The organism is Pseudomonas hygromyciniae (genome assembly GCF_016925675.1).
Classification (GTDB): domain Bacteria; phylum Pseudomonadota; class Gammaproteobacteria; order Pseudomonadales; family Pseudomonadaceae; genus Aquipseudomonas; species Aquipseudomonas hygromyciniae.
On sequence record NZ_CP070506.1, the window covers coordinates 5,144,659 to 5,162,608 of the forward strand.

Annotated in this window: 17 protein-coding genes; 7 read left to right on the forward strand and 10 right to left on the reverse strand. The window is 62.2% G+C overall.

Annotated features, from left to right (window positions below; genetic code table 11):
- Nucleotides 1-15: 15 nt before the first annotated feature.
- Together rhlE1 and yedA are read right to left on the reverse strand one after the other, a co-directional pair.
- On the reverse strand, nucleotides 16-1,347 hold the full coding sequence (rhlE1, locus tag JTY93_RS23035; protein ID WP_169999377.1) for an RNA helicase RhlE1: 1,332 nt from the start codon (nucleotides 1,345-1,347) through the stop codon (nucleotides 16-18).
- A gap of 48 nt (nucleotides 1,348-1,395) precedes the next feature.
- Nucleotides 1,396-2,292, reverse strand: a complete 897-nt coding sequence (gene yedA, locus JTY93_RS23040) for a drug/metabolite exporter YedA (protein WP_029292188.1) — start codon at nucleotides 2,290-2,292, stop codon at nucleotides 1,396-1,398.
- A 159-nt stretch (nucleotides 2,293-2,451) separates the two neighbouring features.
- Here yedA and JTY93_RS23045 point away from each other — a divergent pair, with 159 nt between their 5' ends.
- A complete protein-coding gene (locus tag JTY93_RS23045) occupies nucleotides 2,452-2,910 on the forward strand; it encodes an Lrp/AsnC family transcriptional regulator (RefSeq protein ID WP_169951152.1) in 459 nt (152 codons plus the stop codon).
- A gap of 166 nt (nucleotides 2,911-3,076) precedes the next feature.
- On the opposite strand, the gene JTY93_RS23050 is transcribed toward JTY93_RS23045, so the two are convergent.
- The 3 genes from JTY93_RS23050 to JTY93_RS23060 all read right to left on the reverse strand — a co-directional run bounded on the left by JTY93_RS23050 (nucleotide 3,077) and on the right by JTY93_RS23060 (nucleotide 5,002).
- The gene (locus JTY93_RS23050; RefSeq protein ID WP_169997625.1) at nucleotides 3,077-3,688 is read right to left on the reverse strand and encodes a 3'-5' exonuclease; all 612 of its coding nucleotides are present in this window, start codon (nucleotides 3,686-3,688) and stop codon (nucleotides 3,077-3,079) included.
- A gap of 25 nt (nucleotides 3,689-3,713) precedes the next feature.
- The gene (locus JTY93_RS23055; RefSeq protein WP_169997627.1) at nucleotides 3,714-4,190 is read right to left on the reverse strand and encodes an NYN domain-containing protein; all 477 of its coding nucleotides are present in this window, start codon (nucleotides 4,188-4,190) and stop codon (nucleotides 3,714-3,716) included.
- A gap of 119 nt (nucleotides 4,191-4,309) precedes the next feature.
- Complete coding sequence (locus JTY93_RS23060) at nucleotides 4,310-5,002, reverse strand: DUF2076 domain-containing protein (RefSeq protein ID WP_205479833.1); 693 nt, start codon at nucleotides 5,000-5,002, stop codon at nucleotides 4,310-4,312.
- 169 nt (nucleotides 5,003-5,171) lie between these two features.
- Between JTY93_RS23060 and JTY93_RS23065 the strand changes: the two genes are divergently transcribed.
- On the forward strand, nucleotides 5,172-5,834 hold the full coding sequence (locus JTY93_RS23065) for a YciC family protein (protein ID WP_205479831.1): 663 nt from the start codon (nucleotides 5,172-5,174) through the stop codon (nucleotides 5,832-5,834).
- 72 nt (nucleotides 5,835-5,906) lie between these two features.
- Complete coding sequence (locus JTY93_RS23070; RefSeq protein ID WP_205479829.1) at nucleotides 5,907-6,995, forward strand: endonuclease/exonuclease/phosphatase family protein; 1,089 nt, start codon at nucleotides 5,907-5,909, stop codon at nucleotides 6,993-6,995.
- A gap of 142 nt (nucleotides 6,996-7,137) precedes the next feature.
- Here JTY93_RS23070 and hrpB read toward each other — a convergent pair whose 3' ends face one another.
- Nucleotides 7,138-9,645, reverse strand: a complete 2,508-nt coding sequence (gene hrpB / locus JTY93_RS23075) for an ATP-dependent helicase HrpB (protein ID WP_205479819.1) — start codon at nucleotides 9,643-9,645, stop codon at nucleotides 7,138-7,140.
- 167 nt (nucleotides 9,646-9,812) lie between these two features.
- Here hrpB and pmcY point away from each other — a divergent pair, with 167 nt between their 5' ends.
- A complete protein-coding gene (pmcY, locus tag JTY93_RS23080; RefSeq protein WP_169997637.1) occupies nucleotides 9,813-10,232 on the forward strand; it encodes a periplasmic Zn2+ metallochaperone PmcY in 420 nt (139 codons plus the stop codon).
- Between the two features lie 15 nt (nucleotides 10,233-10,247).
- On the forward strand, nucleotides 10,248-11,135 hold the full coding sequence (locus JTY93_RS23085) for a cation diffusion facilitator family transporter (protein WP_205479816.1): 888 nt from the start codon (nucleotides 10,248-10,250) through the stop codon (nucleotides 11,133-11,135).
- Here the strand turns inward: JTY93_RS23085 and JTY93_RS23090 are convergent.
- Nucleotides 11,132-12,139 (reverse strand): DUF6515 family protein, encoded by a 1,008-nt coding sequence (locus JTY93_RS23090; protein ID WP_205479813.1) that lies wholly within the window; start codon nucleotides 12,137-12,139, stop codon nucleotides 11,132-11,134. The two genes, JTY93_RS23085 and JTY93_RS23090, sit on opposite strands and share 4 nt — an antisense overlap.
- 417 nt (nucleotides 12,140-12,556) lie before the next feature.
- On the opposite strand from JTY93_RS23090, the gene JTY93_RS23095 reads away from it, so the two are divergent.
- Entirely contained in the window at nucleotides 12,557-13,036 is a 480-nt protein-coding gene (locus tag JTY93_RS23095; protein WP_003176264.1) for an Lrp/AsnC family transcriptional regulator, read from the forward strand.
- Between the two features lie 468 nt (nucleotides 13,037-13,504).
- Entirely contained in the window at nucleotides 13,505-13,714 is a 210-nt protein-coding gene (locus JTY93_RS23100; RefSeq protein WP_032861950.1) for a DUF2788 domain-containing protein, read from the forward strand.
- Here the strand turns inward: JTY93_RS23100 and JTY93_RS23105 are convergent.
- The 3 genes from JTY93_RS23105 to JTY93_RS23115 all read right to left on the reverse strand — a co-directional run bounded on the left by JTY93_RS23105 (nucleotide 13,709) and on the right by JTY93_RS23115 (nucleotide 17,940).
- The gene (locus JTY93_RS23105) at nucleotides 13,709-14,344 is read right to left on the reverse strand and encodes a pseudouridine synthase (protein ID WP_240344666.1); all 636 of its coding nucleotides are present in this window, start codon (nucleotides 14,342-14,344) and stop codon (nucleotides 13,709-13,711) included. The two genes, JTY93_RS23100 and JTY93_RS23105, sit on opposite strands and share 6 nt — an antisense overlap.
- Nucleotides 14,345-14,414: 70 nt before the next feature.
- Nucleotides 14,415-15,914 carry an AMP nucleosidase gene (amn, locus tag JTY93_RS23110; RefSeq protein ID WP_169851182.1) on the reverse strand — a complete coding sequence of 500 codons (1,500 nt, stop codon included), beginning with the start codon at nucleotides 15,912-15,914 and terminating at the stop codon, nucleotides 14,415-14,417.
- A gap of 376 nt (nucleotides 15,915-16,290) precedes the next feature.
- Nucleotides 16,291-17,940 (reverse strand): acyl-CoA dehydrogenase family protein, encoded by a 1,650-nt coding sequence (locus tag JTY93_RS23115; RefSeq protein WP_205478487.1) that lies wholly within the window; start codon nucleotides 17,938-17,940, stop codon nucleotides 16,291-16,293.
- Nucleotides 17,941-17,950 lie beyond the last annotated feature (10 nt).

Below are 17,950 nucleotides of genomic sequence, written 5' to 3' on the forward strand. Positions count from 1 at the left end.
ACAGGCAGCAAAGAATTACTTCTTCTTACGCGGCCCGGTATTGAACACCGGCACCTTGCGCACCGGCTTGATCGAAGGCTCAGCCGCCACTTCACCGCTTTCTACCCATTTACCCAGGTTGCGCTTGCCGCCACCACCCGAGGTTTTCGGCTTCTTCGGTTTTTTCGGCTTCTTCACCACCTGGCCACTGGCATCGGTGTCCGGCACGCGGTGTTCCGGTTCGAAGTCCTGTTCCATTTTGCGGGTCAGGGTCTGGCGGGTCAGCATCTCGATGGCCGAAAGCATATTCACTTCATCGGCACACACCAGGGAAATCGCCTCGCCGGTGTTGCCAGCCCGGCCAGTACGGCCGATGCGGTGGATGTAATCCTCGGCGACAATCGGCAGGTCGAAGTTGACCACCATCGGCAAATCTTCGATATCCAGACCACGGGCCGCCACATCGGTGGCCACCAGGATTTGCACGTCGCTGGCCTTGAAGCGGTCCAGGGCTCGTTGGCGCGTAGCTTGTGGCTTGTCGCCGTGAATGCCGTCGGCATTGATCCCCAGGCCTTGTAGCTTATCTACCAGCGCATCCACGCCATTGCGGGTCTTGGCGAACACCAGCACCTGCTTCCATTTGCCCTTGCGCATCAGGTGCACAAACAGCTCGGCCTTGCGCTTCTTGTCCACCGGCACCACCCACTGCTTGACGGTGTTGGCGGCGACGTTGCGCGGGCTGACTTCAATGCTCAAAGGGTCATTGAGCATCTGCCCGGCCAGCAGGCGGATATCGTCGGAGAAGGTCGCGGAAAACAGCAGGGTCTGGCGCTTTTTCGGCAGCATGCGGTAAATGTTCGCCAGTTCTTCCGAGAAGCCCAAGTCGAGCATGCGGTCGGCTTCATCCAGCACCAGGGTTTGCAGCTGATTGAGTTTCAGCGCGTTCTGGCGGAACAGGTCGATCAAGCGCCCAGGGGTGGCAACCAGAATGTCGACGCCCTTGCGCAGCTTCATCATCTGCGGGTTGATGCTGACGCCGCCGTATACCGCGTAGGTGGTCAGGGGCAGGTGTTCAGCATACTCGGCGACGCTGGCGTGGACCTGCTCGGCCAACTCGCGGGTCGGGCACAGGATCAAGGCGCGCACCGAGTTAGCGGTGACTTTCGGCCCTTCCATGGTCAGCAATTGCAGGAGCGGCACGGCAAAACCGGCGGTCTTGCCAGTGCCGGTCTGGGCCGCAGCCATCAGGTCGCGACCGGCCAGCACCGCCGGAATGGCTTGCGCCTGCACCGGCGTCGGGGTCTGGTAGCCAAGCGCCTCAAGGGCGCGCAGCAAGGGTTCGATCAGGCCAAGTGTGGCGAAAGTCATGTGTTTACCGTAGGAAAAATTCAGCGCAAGGGCGTAATGCGCGGCAGTTTACCTTATTTCCGGCTTCGGCTTACGCCACTGGGGCAGGCTGATCAACAGCACTGCGCTGATGATCACGAGCATCGCCAGGGCTTCTTCCAGGCCGATGGTCTCGCCGACAAACACAATCCCCAGCAATACCGCCACGGCCGGGTTGACGTAGGCATAGCTGGTGGCCGCTGCCGGACGCACATGCTTGAGCAGGTACATATACGCGTTGAACGCGATGATCGAGCCAAATACGGTCAAGTAGGCCAGGGCCAGCCAGCCTTCCACCGGGGGCATCGCCTCCAGGTGTTCGCCCTTGAGTGCGCTGCCGATCAACAGCACCACACCGGCGATCAGCATTTCAGCGGCGCTGGCCATGGCGCCCTGAGGCAACGGCAAGTGCCGGCTCCAGACCGAACCAAACGCCCAGGAAGCGGCGGCGAACAACAGCAGCCCAGCGCCCAGTGGGCTCGACTGCAGGTTGGAGCCCATATTGAGCATGGCGATGCCGATCATCCCCAGGATTACCCCGGCCCATTCCAGACGGGTGTTACGCGCGCCCCAGAAATATCCGCAGAGCAAGGTAAACAGCGGCACCGTCGCTACCGCCAGCGCGGCGACGCCGGAGGTCACGCCGGTGTGTTCAGCCACACTCACGGCACCATTGCCGAACGTCAGCAGCAAAATGCCGATCATGCCCGCGGCTTTCCACTGCGCCCAGGTCGGCGCCGGCACCCCGCGCCAGCGCAAGTAGCCATACATCAGCGCCCCCGCCGTACAAAAGCGAATCCCCGCCAGCATCAACGGCGGCCAGTACTCCACACCAATGCGGATAACCAGGTAGGTAGAACCCCAGATCACGTACAACGCAAAAAAAGCGGCGATCAACGGTAACGGAAAACGACGTGGGCCAGGCATGGGCAGCTCTGCGGCAAGACAAGGGATCGCTATTTTAGGAATCCACGCCAGTAAACATAAGTTACAAAACCTGTTTAAAGCGCCCATACACTTTTCAAATCATGGTTATCAAGGCTATAAGCCTTGTATTCGAAAGCCCCCTATCGCCAGAGCCTTATCATGGACAAATACGACCGCATGCTCCTCAGCGCCCTGCTGGAGGATGGCCGCGCCACCTACGCGCAACTGGCCCGCACCGTTAACCTCTCCGCCCCCGCCGTGGCCGAACGCGTGGCCAAGCTGGAAGCCAGCGGCGTGATTACCGGCTACCAGGCCAAGGTCGACCTGTCCAAGATCGGCTTGCCGATCCAGTGCACGATCGAACTGCGCTTGACCAACAACGGCAGCCAGAAGGTGTACGACGCCCTGGCAGAAATCCCCGAGTTGACCGAATGCCACCGGGTCACCGGCGACCCGTGCGTGATCATGCAGGCGGCGGTGGGTTCGATGCCAGAACTGGAAAACCTGATCAACCGCGTGGCGAAGTTTGGCTTCAGCAAGACCTCGATCATCTTGTCGAGCGCCATAGCTCGGCGGGTGCCGCTGGGGCATTTGGAGGGGAAGAATGGCGGCGCCTGAGCGCAGGCCTAGTGTTGATCGGGTTGCAGGGGCTGGATGCGAATAAGTGTAGGAGCGGGCTTGCCCGCGATAGCGGTGTGTCAGGCCCGAATGGCTAAACTGACACACCGCCATCGCGGGCAAGCCCACTCCCACAGTTTGATCTTAGTTGTGCTCGGGATTGAGATCAGAACCCGCGATGCTTCTTCAGATGGTCATTGATCTTCGCCGCCGGCACTTTCTGCAAGCTGCACAGCAGGTCATGGGACAGCTCGCGCAAGCCGTGGGTGCGGCGCAGTTCCTGGGCCAGGTGGGCGGTGAGGTTGGCCGCCATTTCCGCGTCCGCCATCGCCCGGTGAGCCTTGCCGGTATGGGGCAACTGGGCGTAGGAGGTCAAGGTGCCGAGCTTGTGGTTGGGCGCCGTGGGCATCAGCCGGCGGGCCAGGAGCAGTGAACAGGCGAATTTTTGCAGGCGGGTGCGGCGGATCAGGCCGAGCTCGAAGTCCCAGAACTTCTGGTCGAACGCGGCGTTGTGCGCCAGTAGCGGTGTGGTGCCGACGAACTCGTTGACCTCATTCATCACCCGCTCCGCCGGCGGTGCGCTGCGCAGCATGGCGTTGCTGATGCCGGTCAGTTGCTCGATAAAACCCGGCACGCGTACGCCGGCGTTCATCAGGCTCTGGTAGCGGTCCACAATCTGGCCCTGTTCCAGGATGACCACGGCAATTTCCGTGGCCCGGCAACTGCTGCTCGGCGAGATGCCGGTGGTTTCAAAGTCGATGACCGCTATACGTTCCAAACCTGTTCCAACCCCATCTGAAAATCTATTTGAGCAACAACGCGCCTTCGATAGGCACGTAGCGGCTGGCTGCGCGGATCAACGAGTTGGCCGTCAACCCCGGCACGCCGTAAGCCACGGCTTCGACGCCATGTTTATGAATGATGCGGTCGAGCAACATGTCGAAATCGCCATCCCCCGAGGCCAGCACTACTTCATCGACATGGTCGGCGGCGTCCATGATGTCGATGGTGATGCCCACGTCCCAGTCGCCCTTGGCCGAGCCATCGCTGCGCTGGATGTACGGCTTGAGCTTCACGGTAAAGCCCAGGTTGCGCAGGATCTGCTGGAACTGCTGCTGCTTGCTGTCGCCACGGTCGATGGCATAGGCATACGCCTCAACGATCTGCCCGCGCTGGCTGATATCAGCCCACAGGGCGGCGTAGTTGAAGTGGCAGCCGTAGGCTTGGCGCACGGTGTAGTAGAGGTTCTGCACATCGGCGAACACTGCTATTTTTTTCACCGCATATCCTCATGGCACCGGGGACGTGATGGCCCGCAAAGGCGCTCAGTATGCCAGCCAAGAGGAGGTTTCCGAGAAAAATCAGACCGGGGCGACAGAGCGCCCCGATTCAGTGAGTGTCAGACGAAGGAATCGTCGTCACCAAAGTAGGAGGAGTCGTCGGCATAACCACTGTCGGCGAAGCTGTCAGCGCTGTCATTGCCCCAACCGCCGTTGTCACTGGCCGGCGCCGGCTCTTCGCGGACGATCTCTTCCACCACCTGCGGCTGCTGGTTATGGCTGAACAGACTGCTGATGCCTTGGGCCAGCATCACACCACCGGCCACGCCGGCTGCGGTTTTCAGGGCGCCGCCGAGAAAGCCGCCACCGGCGGGCGCTGCCTGCTGGGGTTGCTGATAATTCTGTTGCGGTGCAGGCGCGCTGTTGAAGCCCGGTCGGGTCGGCTCGCGCCAACCACCCGCGCCAGAGGCCGGCGCGCTGGGCGCAGGCTGCGGCTCGCGGGAGCTGCCGCCAAAGATGCTCGACAGGAACCCACCGCTGCTCGCGGCCGGCTGCGCGGTCTTGGCCCGCTGCAACTCATCCTGCAATTGCTGGATCTGCTGCGCCTGCTGCTTGTTCTGCGCATCCAGGCTCTTGATCGCGGCTTCCTGCACCAGAATCGCCTGGGTCATGAAATACCCGGCGGCTGGTTGGCGAGTAATGTGCTCCTTGATCCGCGCTTCTGCCTGGGCGTCGCGGGGGGCTGAGTCCGTTTCGGCTTGCTGCAACCGTGAAAACAGTCCATCGATCAGGGTTTGCTCTTCGCTGTTCATGGCGACCTCGTTAGATTGCCGGTAAAAATCTGCGTCCCGCCCGCAATGGGCAAGGTACGCCACCAGTAATGGGGCTGGCCCGCGGCGTTTCAATGGTCTTTACCCAAGGTTTACGTTTGTCGGTGATCGGTTAAAGTGTCCGCTGCTTTTTTGGCCTGTGATGACTTTGATGAATCCGTTGACCGTTCTGCGCGACTCTTTCTACTTTTTCCAGCGCAACCTGGGCGCCATCGTGCAGTTGTGCCTGCCGCTGGTGATTCTGGAAGCCGCCCTGCAACAAGTGCTCGACCGTTCGCTGGGCCCGGATGCATTCCCCGGCTACAGCGTGGTCGTGGGGTTGCTGGTGTATCCGCTGTACACCGCGGCCTTGATCCTGTTCCTCGACGCCCGCAGCCGTGGCGAGTCGCCGCGCACCGCTGACGTGCTGGCCATGGCGCTGACCCTGTGGCCTCGCTATGCGCTGCTGACCGCCATGAGCACCCTGCTGATCCTGCTGGGGCTGTCGCTGTATTTCCTGCCGGGGATATGGCTGATGGTCACCCTGGCCTTCGCCGAGTACCTGTTGGTTTTGCGCGGCATGTCTGCGCTGGCGGCGATGAAGGAAAGTTTGCGCCTGACCCGGGGGCATTTCCTGCGCATCCTGGTGTGCCTGTTGTGCGTAATGGCCCCACTGTGGCTGCTCAAGGGCGCCAGCGTCTCTGCCTGGCCCGACCTCCAGAACCCACTGCTGGCGGTGCTGATCGACAGCGCCCATAGCTTCTTGCAGTTGTTTACCAGCGTGGTGCTGTTCCGCCTGTTCATGCTGATCGCCGGTGATGCCGACGCCCGCTAACATGACCCTTGGGCTCCCGGCCGCCGGTCGGGTATGCTCGGTGCCTGTCCAGCAGCGCCATAAGGCGAGCCGATGACCCGTTTACTGCGTATAACCCTGCTGAGCCTGCTGATCCTCGCAGGTTTGTTGAGCGCCCTGCTCTACAGCCTGACCTGGCGCCCCGCCGACAAACAGACCTTGCCCGTCAGCTGCGTCGCCCCGCGTGCGCCGACGCTGTTGCCCGGCCAGGCGCTCAAGGTGATGACCTGGAACGTGCAATACCTGGCGGGCAAGAACTACGTGTTCTGGTACGACACCCCCGACGGCAGCGGCCCGGACGAACGCCCCACCATTGAAGACATGGCCTCCAGCCTGGACGAAGTGGCGCGGGTGATCCGTGACGAACAGCCGGACGTGCTGTTGCTGCAGGAGTTGGACGAAGGCGCCAAGCCCTCCCATTACCAGGATCAACTGGCGCTGCTCCAGGAGCGTCTGGTGGACCTCTACCCGTGCAGCGTCCAGGCCTTCGACTGGAAAGCCGACTTTGTCCCCGACTGGCATATATTCGGCAGCGTCGGCCGCAAGCTGGTAACCCTCAGCCGCTACCAGATCGAACATGCCGAACGCCTGCAACTGCCGGTGGCTTCGGGCAACCTGATCAGTCGCCAATTCCAACCCAAGCCAGCATTGCTGCTCAGCTACCTGCCATTAAGCGATGGCGGCCAACTGGCGGTGCTCAACACCCGCCTGGACAATGGCGCGCCCGGCCACAGCGCGGTGCGCGAACAAGTACAGGCAACCGTCAAACTGCTGGATAAATTCGAAAGCCGGGGCACGCCGTGGCTGATTGGCGGGGATTTCAACCTGCTGCCGCTGGGGCAATTCCTGCGCCTGGACGCCGGCAGGCGCGGACAGTATTCACCGGACAGTGAGCTGCATCTGCTGTGGGACAAATACCCGATGATCCCCAGCAACAGCCAATCCAGCGGGATTGACCGAGCGCAGTGGCTGACCCACTTCCCCAATGACCCGAGCCTCGATGGGCCGGATCGCACGGTGGATTATCTATTCTTCAGCCCACGCCTGAAAAAAGTGGAAGCGCGGGTGCGGCAGGACGATACGTTACGTATTTCCAATCATTTGCCGGTGATTGCGCGGTTCCTGCTGCCTGCGGCGCAATAGCAAACACCCCCAAACCCAATGTGGAATAGGGTTTGTGTAGGAGCTGGCTTGCCTGCGATAGCGGTCTGTCATCCAGAACCTGGCTAACTGCCCCACCGCCATCGCAGGCAAGCCAGCTCCCACATTTAGATCTCGATCGGGATTACTTGCGGGGCTTGATCCGCGCAGTCGCTTCTGCCACCAAGGGGTCATCCGGCCAGTAATGCTTGGGATACCGCCCCTTCAGATCCTTCTTCACCTCGGCGTAGGTACTGCGCCAGAAGTTCGCCAGATCCTGGGTCACCTGCACCGGCCGCCGCGCTGGCGACAGCAGGTGCAACTTCACCACCTGCCGCCCACCGGCGATGCGTGGGGTGTCGGCAAGGCCGAACAACTCCTGCAAGCGCACCGCAAGAATCGGCGGCTGCTCACTGTAGTCCAGGCGCACCGATGAGCCCGACGGCACTTTCAAATGATGGGGCGCCAGTTCGTCCAGGCGCTGGGGCAGCGGCCAAGGCAACAGGTTATGCAGGAAGCTGGAAATATCCAGGTTGGCGAAATGGCTCAAGCGCGAGACCTTGCCCAGGTACGGCATCAACCAGTGCTCCAGGCTGGCGAGCAAGGCGCTGTCGCTGACGTCAGGCCATTGACTGGGTTTGCCGGCATCCAGTTGACGCAGCAACATGACGCGGGCCTGCCACTGGCGCAGCTCCGGGGTCCAAGGCAGCAGCTCCAGGCCCTTGCGCCGTACCAGATTGACCAGCGCCTGGCTGCGGGCGGACTCGTCCAGACCCGTCAGCGGCTCGCGGCTGAGGACCAGTTCACCAACCTTGCGCTGGCGTTCGGCGCGCAACACGCCTTCGCGCTCATCCCAATCCAATTGATCGAAGCTGCGCACTTGCTCGGCTAATACCGAATCGAACAGCGCCGGATCAAAATCCGCAGCCAGGTAGATCCGCTCTTCACGCTGGCCCTGCCGGCTGCCCAGGTCGGCGATCACCAACCATGCTTGTTTCATCAGGCTATCGGCCTCTGCAAACAACGCGGCGCGACCGTTGGCCAGGCGATATTCCGCACCGCCCGCACGACGCTGCTGCGCCACCCGGTCGGGGTAGGCCAGCGCCAGCAACGCGCCAAGCCAACGCGGGTGATCGGGATCGGCCACCGGCTGCTCGGCCTTGCCTCTTAGATAACCGCGATACTGCCGGGCCAACTGCCTGGCCCGCTGTACGCCACCTTGAGTGCCACGGGCGCGCTCCTCGCCGGACAACAACGCCAGGCGACTGTGCAAATCGGCGCCCGCACCGCGCAAGATGTCGCGCTCGCCCAGTAGCGCGGCGACATCACACGCCATGTTCGCCAGCCCCAGGTCCTGGCCGCGCAGCAACAAATGTGCAATACGCGGGTGCGCCGGCAGGCTGGCCATTTTCTGCCCGTGGGGAGTCAAGATCGCGTCCTTCAACGCGCCCAAACGTTCCAGCAAATCCTGGGCCTGGGCATAGGCGGCGGTGGGCGGGACATCAAGCCAGACCAACTGCGTCGGCGTCACGCCCCAACGCGCCAGTTGCAGGGCGAGGCCGGCCAGGTCCGCCGAGAGGATTTCCGCGCTGCCATAGGCCGCCAGCCCTTCATGCTGGTCTTCGGACCACAAGCGATAACACACGCCTGGCTCCAGTCGCCCGGCCCGGCCTGCGCGCTGCGTAGCACTGGCACGGGAGATGCGCTGGGTGTCGAGACGGGTCATGCCGCTACCGGGGTCAAAACGCGGGACCCGCGCCAGCCCCGCGTCGATCACCACCCGCACGCCATTGATGGTCAGGCTGGTCTCGGCAATGTTGGTGGCCAGCACCACCTTGCGCTTGCCCGCCGGCGCCGGGTCAATGGCTGCCCGCTGGGCTGCCAGATCGAGCTCGCCATGCAGCGGGCAGAGCAGCACATCGCTACGCTCACCGAGGGCGTCGGCCAGCTGTTGATTGACCCGGCGAATCTCCGCCTGCCCCGGCAGGAACACCAGCACGCTGCCGGTTTCGTCGTGCAGGGCTTCAAGGATGGTCTGCACCAACCGTGGCTCGATAAATTCACCGGGCTGAAACGGCCGCCCCCAGCGCATCTGCACCGGATACATGCGGCCTTCGCTGCGCAGGATCGGTGCGTCGTCCAGCAGACCCGACAAACGTTCGCCTTCGAGGGTGGCGGACATCAGGAGGATTTTCAGCGGCTGCTCGTCGCGAAACAGTTCGCGGCCATTAAGGCTCAGGGCCAATGCCAGGTCGGCGTCGAGGCTGCGCTCGTGGAATTCGTCGAAGATCAGCAGGCCCACGCCATCGAGTGCCGGATCATCCTGCAGGCGGCGGGTGAGGATGCCTTCGGTGACTACTTCGATACGGGTGTTGGGGCCGACCTTGCTGTCCAGGCGGATGCGGTAGCCGACGGTTTCCCCGACATTTTCCCCCAGTTCACTGGCCAAGCGCTCGGCGGCGGCACGGGCGGCGAGCCGACGGGGTTCAAGCATCAGGATGGTTTGCCCGGCCAGCCAGGTTTCATTCAACAGCGCCAACGGCACCCGCGTGGTTTTACCGGCGCCGGGCGGTGCTTCGAGCACAGCTTCATGGCGCGTCGCCAAGGCTTCACGCAAGGCGGGTAAAACATCATCGATTGGCAACGAATTCATACTGGCTCCAAGGCAGAGCGGCGAGTATAACGGCGAACGGCTGGATATCGGTGGAGTGCCGCGTCCAATTGGAATGCGACCAAAAGTAGGCGCTGGCCCCCACATTAGAGGGGGGGCGCGCGGTAGATCTGCTTTATAGTCAACCCATACAAGTTCAGGAGAATCCCATGCGTATTGCTACCCGTGTCATCGGCGGTGTTCTGGCCGTCACCCTGTTGAGCCAACTGACGGCCTGCGGTTCGATTTTCTATCCTGACCGCCGTGGCCAGATCGACGGCAAGATCGACCCAGCGATTGCCGTGCTCGATGCGGTCGGCTTGCTGTTCTACGTGATCCCCGGCCTGATCGCCTTCGGCGTGGACTTCGCCACCGGCGCGATTTACTTCGAGCCGGGCAAGACCGCACAAGTGGCCCCCGAGAAGCTGCAAGAAGCCATCGGCGCCGACGGCAAGGTGGATAACACCAAGCTGCAAACCATCATCGAGCACGAAACCGGGCGCAGCCTGCCGCTGGATGACCCGCGCCTGATCCAGTTCAAGGGCAGCGTGCAGCAACTCGCGTCCCTGGGCCTGCAACCTGCCGCGTAAGGATTTGATTGCCCCATGAGCACCGAACACGCCCGCCTATTGCGCCTGGCCACCCGCGCCTCGGTCGCCGTGGCCAGCATCCTGATTATCGGTAAAGCCGTCGCGTGGTGGTTCAGTGGTTCGGTGAGCATGCTCGCCGGGCTGACCGACTCGCTGCTCGACGGCGTGACTTCGCTGCTCAACCTGTTGGCGGTGCATTACGCACTGCGCCCGGCGGATGACGAACACCGTTATGGGCATGGCAAGGCGGAATCCCTGGCGGGCATGGCCCAGGCGCTGTTTATCGCCGGCAGTGCGGTGTTGATCGCCTACCAGGCTTACCAGCGTTTGCAGCACCCGGAGCCGGTGGGCGCGCCATGGCTGAGTATCGCGGTGATTGTGCTGTCGCTGGCGCTGACCGTGGCGCTGCTGACTTTGCAATACCGGGTGATCCGCGAAACCGGCTCGAACGCGGTGCGCGCCGACTCGCTGCACTACCGCTCGGACCTGTTGCTCAATGGCAGCATTCTATTGGCGCTGGTGCTGGCGGCCTTTGGCTTGCATCAAGTCGATGCCTGGTTTGGCCTGGGGATTGCCGCCTATATCTTGTGGAGCGCGATCCAGATCGCCCGGGAAAGCTTTGCCGTGCTGATGGACGAGGAACTGCCGGCCGAAGTCAGCCAGCACATGCTCGAACTGGCCCGTAGCGTACCCGGCGTGCTGGGGGCCCATGATTTACGCACGCGGATTTCCGGCCACCACTGGTTTGTGCAGTTGCATCTGGAGTTACCGGGAGAGTTGAGCCTGTCGGTAGCCCATGACATCAGCGACCAGGCCGCCGATGCCATCCATCAGGCCTATCCACGGGCCGAGGTGCTGGTGCACGCCGACCCGCTGGAAGTGGTCACCGGCAACAAGACTTAGTAGGTCACCTGATACCCGCGACTGCTCAGGCAGTTGCCCTGGGCCTGGCGGTAGGTTTGCACCACCGCTGGCGCAGGCGCGTAGGTGACGGTCTGCGGGTCGAAGCCACTCTGCTGCACTGCCCAGCGATAGCAATCGTAACCGTCCTGCTGCACCTGGGCGGGCGATTGGCCGTTGGCGGGATAGGCCACCACGTCATACCCATTGCCCTGGGGCGCCGGCTGCGGCGGCAAACTGGCCACCGGCGGTTGCACCACCACGTACTGCTGGGTACTGGTCTCGTAACTGTAATAGGCGCCAGCGGCGAGAAAAAACAGCGCGCCTCCCACCCATACTTCCCGCGCATAGTCCGGCAGGTAATGCACACGAATCCCATAGGGTGGCGCGACCACTACGTAGCGCGGGCCTTGGGGCCGATACCAATAGCCGCCCGAGAAGAAATAATCCTGGCCGCGATAGGGCACGCGGTAATTACGGTCGGGGAAGCGGTCCACCGTGTAGCCGGGCCGATACTGCGGGCCGGGGCCCCAGCCATTGCCATGCCCGTCGGGGCGGCCTGGCCAGCGATTGTCATTGGGGTGGCCGTTGTAGCCTGGGCGCGAGCCGGGGCCGCCGGCTTGCCAATGCGGATTACCGTCGTTGCGCCTGGGAATGTCACGGTAATTGCCCTGGCGCGGCTCCTGGGTCTGGCCTACGGAATCGGGACGGCCCTGGATTGGCAGGTTGCTCCCGGCCTGGGGTGCAGGGCGTGGTGCTTCGTGCCCTTGCGGACGAGCCTGCCACTGGCCATTCTGGCCGCCGCGCTCACCCTGCTGTTCTTGCGGGCGTGGCTGGATGTGTTCCGCACGCGGCTGGTTGGTCGAAGGCCCTCGCTCTCGCTGCCCGCCACCGCCCTGCGGACCTTGGCCCTGATGTGGTGAATTGTCTCGTTCGTCGGCCATCACCTGCGTGCCGAAGGTGACCATCAACATCCCTACACCTGCCAAACGCCAGATGCGCTTCATGCTATTCCTCACTGCGGATTAGGGCCTACGCATGAGACTGGAAAAGCCGGGCCCGGTTCTGCAACAGGTTATCAGTCGCCAGAACAATTTTCGCAGGCAAAAGAAAAGGGGCGACCCGTCGGTCGCCCCTTGAGAACTTCGTCCTGGCTCAACGCTTATGACGTTGGCTCACCTCACGCCGTCTTGTGGACAGTGTGTAGCCCGGGGGCCAGCGCAACCCGGTGGGGTTGGCGGGCCGCAGCCGGCCTGATTGGGCGGGCTGCAGTGGACTGTATGTCCGGGCAGTGATTCTGTTGGTAATCATAGGCGTGAGGCGCCGGCAGATGATTGCGAAGATTGCGTCAATAAACAGTGCTTGCGCAATTTTTAACCCTGGATAGATAATTCACAGCAATAGTTACGACAAAGGCCATCCCCATGAGCAAACTTGACCGATACGACCTGAGTATTTTGGCGGAATTACAGCGCGACGCGAGGATCTCCAACCAGGAGTTGGCCGAGCGGATCGGCCTGTCGCCGTCACCCTGCTCGCGCCGGGTCAAGCAATTGGAAGACGACGGCTACATCTCACGCCAAGTCGCCCTGCTCGACCGCAAGATGCTCGGCCTAAGCCTTACAGCCTACGTATTGATCGGCATGGACCGACACACCCCCGAGCGTTTCGAGAACTTCGAAGCAGCCATCCGCACCTTGCCGCAGGTGCTGGAATGCAGCCTGGTCACCGGGATGGATGCCGACTATCAGCTGAAAGTGGTGGTGCCGGATATGGATCACTATCAAAAACTGCTGCTGGGCCACCTGACCCGGATTGAAGGGGTGACCAGCGTGCGCTCAAGCTTTGTGCTCAACCAGGTGCTTAACAGCACGGAGTTGCCGTTGACTCACCTGCGTACCTAAGACTCACCATCGAACCCATGTGGGAGCTGGCTTGCCTGCGATAGCGGTGTTTCAGCCGCTGATAGGCCAGCTGACAGTCCGCTATCGCAGCATAGGTATCTACACAACTTTGCCGCAACGCCTAAATCCAGGCAGATAGCGCAGTTGTGGCGAGCGGGCTTGCCCCGCGCTGGGCTGCGAAGCAGCCCCAATAAGCCGAATGCGTTGTACCAGATACACCGCAGCGGCTGGTTTTGGGGCTGCTTCGCAGCCCAGCGCGAGGGCAAGCCCGCTCGCCACAGGGGAGTTCGTCAGTTTCTGAAAGTTGTGTAGATACTTATGGCTATCGCAGGCAAGCCAGCGCCTACATTTTGGGCGTGCTCAGGCAGTGACACCTGGGTGCGACGCACCGACGCAGGTCAACGTTGCACCTGCCTCATTGCCTTATACTTCGCGCCTGCCTTTGTCGGAAACTGCCCAATGAATTCGATTGACCCCGTGCTGTTTGAAGAGTGGATGATGACCGGACTGGTCACAATCCTGATCATTTTCATGGGCTTTATCGTCTGGGACCTGGCGAAGAAATCCAAAGCCGGGCGCTTTGGCTCGATGATTCTGTTCTTCGTGCTGGGCCTGGGCGTGGCCGCGTTTATCATCAAGAGCGTGGTGATCGGCCTGATCGAATCCGGGGCTTTATAAGCGCGCCGGCACTTCGCGGTACTGGCCTTGGCCTAGGCCTTCAATCGACCAATCGCCGATTTTCACCCGCACCAGGCGCAAGGTCGGCAAGCCTACGGCGGCGGTCATGCGCCGTACCTGACGGTTGCGCCCCTCGCGAATCACCAGTTCCAGCCAATAGGTCGGCAGGTTTTTACGAAACCGCACCGGCGGGTTGCGCGGCCACAGTTCTGGCTCATCCAATCGCCGGGCTTCAGCCGGCAGGGTCATACCGTCATTCAACTCCACCCCCGCGCGCAGGCGTTGCAGATGCTCCTCGGTAGGCTCGCCTTCTACTTGTACCCAGTAGGTCTTTGCCAGTTTGTGCTTGGGGTCGGCAATCCGCGCCTGCAACTGGCCATCGTTGGTCAGCAGCAACAGGCCTTCACTGTCCCGATCCAGGCGTCCGGCGGGGTAGATGCCTGGAATATCAATGAAATCCTTGAGGGTCGCGCGCCCGCCTTCGTCACTGAATTGGGTCAGCACGTCGAAGGGTTTGTTGAACAGGATCAACTTCGGCTCGGCCGGCGGCGCCTTGGCGACACGGCGAGCAGCGGCATGTGGAGGTTTCACGCCAGGGCGGCGCGAGTCAGGACGGGCAGGACGGGACATGGCAACGGAATATCTAACGGTCAGGACCGACCATGCTAGTGGCCTGACCGTTAAATAACCACCCTGCTATTTAGCGGAACGGCGGCTCGTCGAAGCTGCGCAGTTTGCGCGAATGCAACGAGTTGAGCTCGGTGCGCAACAAGTCCACCGCCTCGATGCCGATCTTCAAGTGCTGGCTCACAGCCCGCTCATAGAACGCGTTGGCCGAACCTGGCAACTTGATTTCACTGTGCAGCGGCTTGTCCGACACACACAGCAATGTGCCGTAAGGCACCCGCAAACGGTAGCCTTGCGCGGCGATGGTGCCGCTTTCCATATCCACCGCCACCGCACGCGACAGGTTGATCAACGGCCGTTCCTGAGCCCAGCGCAGCTCCCAGTTTCGGTCGTCGTAGGTCAACACGGTGCCGGTACGCAGGCGTTTTTTCAGCTCTTCGCCCTTCTCGCCGGTGACGTTGGCCGCCGCTTGTTGCAACGCCATCTGCACTTCGGCCAGCGCCGGGATCGGGATGTTCGGCGGCACCACGCGGTCGAGAATGCCATCACGGCGCATGTAAGCGTGGGCCAGCACGTAGTCACCGATGGTCTGGGATTGGCGCAAGCCACCGCAGTGACCGATCATCAGCCAGCAATGGGGACGCAACACCGCCAGGTGGTCGGTGATGTTCTTGGCATTGGACGGGCCGACACCGATGTTGACCAGGGTCACGCCATGGCCGTCGCTGGCCTGCAAGTGGTAGGCCGGCATCTGATAACGGTGCCAGACCACGCCTGCAGCAATGGCAGACGCTTCGCCATGGTCCATGCCTTTTTCGATGATCACGTTGCCCGGCAACACCATGCGGATAAAGCGTGGGTCGCTGCGCAATTGTTCCAGGCCATGGACGATGAACTGGTCGACGTAACGGTGGTAGTTGGTCAGCAGAATCCACGGCTGCACATGCCGCCAATCGCTGCCGGTGTAGTGCACCAGACGGCGCAGGGAGAAATCCACGCGGGCCGCATCGAAGAGCGCCAGGGGCAGCGGATCGGTATTTTCCCAGTCATACAGACCATCAGCGATACCATCGGTGGCGGCGGACAGGTCGGTGCTCGGGAACACCCGCGCCAGGGTCGCGGCGGTCACGCCGGAACCGGCCAACTCGTCGCCCTGCTCCACCACATAGGGGTACGGGATATTCTGCTGGCTGACGCCCACTTCCACCGTCACGGTAAAGTCGTGCATCAACGGCACCAACTGCTCCAGCAGGTATTTGCGGAACGCCGCCGGATGGGTGACGGTGACGCTGTAGGTGCCCGGCAACTGCACCTTGGCGTAAGCGCGAGTGGTCTGTGGGACTTCGCCATGGCAGTGGTAGGTCAGGCGCAGTTCGGGGTAGCGAAAGAGCGCACGTTGTGCAGCGTCGGGCTCGACGCGATCCTTGAGGTATTGCTTGAGAGCCTGGTTGAGCGCACCGGTAGCACGCTCATGCAGAGCGGCCAGCCGGTCAACGGCCTCTTCAGCGGTTTGAACGACAACAAAAGCTTCGGTCACGGTAAGCATCCTGTGTTCTGACGTGCAGGCCTTCATCTTGCCTGCATCGCCGCCAGACGCAAACTCTGAATTGGCAGGCCTGATTATCCATAGGCTGACCTACCCACCTCTGAGTTGAAATGCGTTCAAATGTGGGAGCTGGCTTGCCTGCGATGGCCATAGGTATCTACACAACTTCAGAAACTGACGCCCCCGTGGCGAGCGGGCTTGCCCCACGCTGGGCTGCGAAGCAGCCCTAAACCCTGCCATCGCGGTTTATCTGAAGAAACGCGGCGGGCTTTTTGGGGCTGCTTCGCAGCCCAGCGCGGGGCAAGCCCGCTCGCCACAGGGGAGCTCATCAGTGTCTGACAGTTGTGTAGATACCTATGGCCATCGCAGGCAAATCAGCCCCTACATTGTTTACCGTGGTTATTCAGAGCGATGGGGTTGAGCGAGCGACGATGGCCTGCACATCCACACCTCGTGGCAAGGTGCCGTACACCCGCCCCGACGACTCACCCAGGCGACTGGCGATAAACCCATCGCTGACACTGGCATTGCCCGCCTCCAGCAACAACTTTGCCTGCAACGCCACAGCGATAGCTTCGGTCAGTTGCCGCGCCCGGTACTGGATGTCCTGGGTATCCATAAACGCCAACTTCAATTGCTCGATATGCCGCGCCAGGCGCTTATCGCCATGCCCATCGCCCAATTCGACAAACAATGTCTCCAGCACCCCGGGCTCTTTCGACAAGGCCCGCAGCACGTCCAGGCATTGCACGTTGCCAGAACCTTCCCACGTCGAATTGACCGGCGCCTCACGGTACAGGCGCGGCAGGATGCTGTCCTCGACATACCCGGCGCCGCCCATGCACTCGGCGGCTTCGTTGATCATCGCCGGCGCGCGCTTGCAGATCCAATACTTGCCCACCGCCGTCACCAGCCGCGCGAACTTGGCTTGCTGCTCATCGTCCAGATGATCCAGCGCCTGGCCCATGCGCAAGCTCAAGGCCAGGGCCGCCTCGCTTTCCAGGGCCAGATCGGCCAACACGTTTTGCATCAAGGGCTGCTCACTGAGCACGCGACCACCCACCAAACGATGGGCACAATGATGGCTGGCCTGGGTCAGCGCCTGGCGCATCAAGGCGCTGGAGCCGACCATGCAATCGAAACGGGTCATGGCGACCATTTCGATGATGGTCGGTACGCCACGGCCTTCTTCGCCGACCATCCAGGCCAGGGCGCCACGGAACTCGACTTCACTGGACGCATTGGAGCAATTGCCGAGTTTGTTTTTCAGGCGCTGGATATAGAACTGGTTACGCGTGTCATCCGGGCGCTGGCGGGGCAGTAGGAAACAGGTCAGGCCCTTGTCGGTCTGCGCCAGGGTCAGAAAGGCATCGCACATCGGCGCCGAGCAGAACCACTTATGCCCCACCAACTCATAGGGCTGGCCAGGGCCGCCAGTACCCACGGGGTAAGCGCGGGTGGTATTGGCACGCACGTCGGTGCCGCCCTGTTTCTCGGTCATGGCCATGCCGATGGTTGCGCCGGCCTTATGGGCGATGCCGACGTTGCGCGGATCATATTCGGTGTTGAGGATTTTCCCCAGCCAGGTGTCGGCCAGGTCCGGTTGCAGGCGCAGTGCCGGCACGCAGGCGAAGGTCATGGTCAGCGGGCAACCCGTGCCGGCTTCGGCCTGGCTGTGCAGGTAGGTCAAGGCCGCACGGGCGACATGGGCACCCGCCTGGGGATGGGCCCAGGGCAGCGACGGCAGGCCATGTTCGACGGCGGTGCGCATCAGTTGGTGATACGCCGGGTGGAACTCCACCAGGTCAATGCGGTGACCATAGCGATCATGGCTGCTGAACACCGGCTTGTTCTGATTCGCCAGGAACCCGGCCTCCATCAGCGGCCCGCCCGCCAAGGCGCCATAGGCATCGATACGCGCCTCGGCCCAGCCCGCGCCAAAGCGCCGCGACCATTCCTGCAGGGGCAGGTCGAGCCGATACAGATTGGCGCCGTCCAGGGACGGCGGCTGGTTGGTGACGTCGTGGGTTTCGGCGAACTGGTGCAGATTCATGACGGGCCTC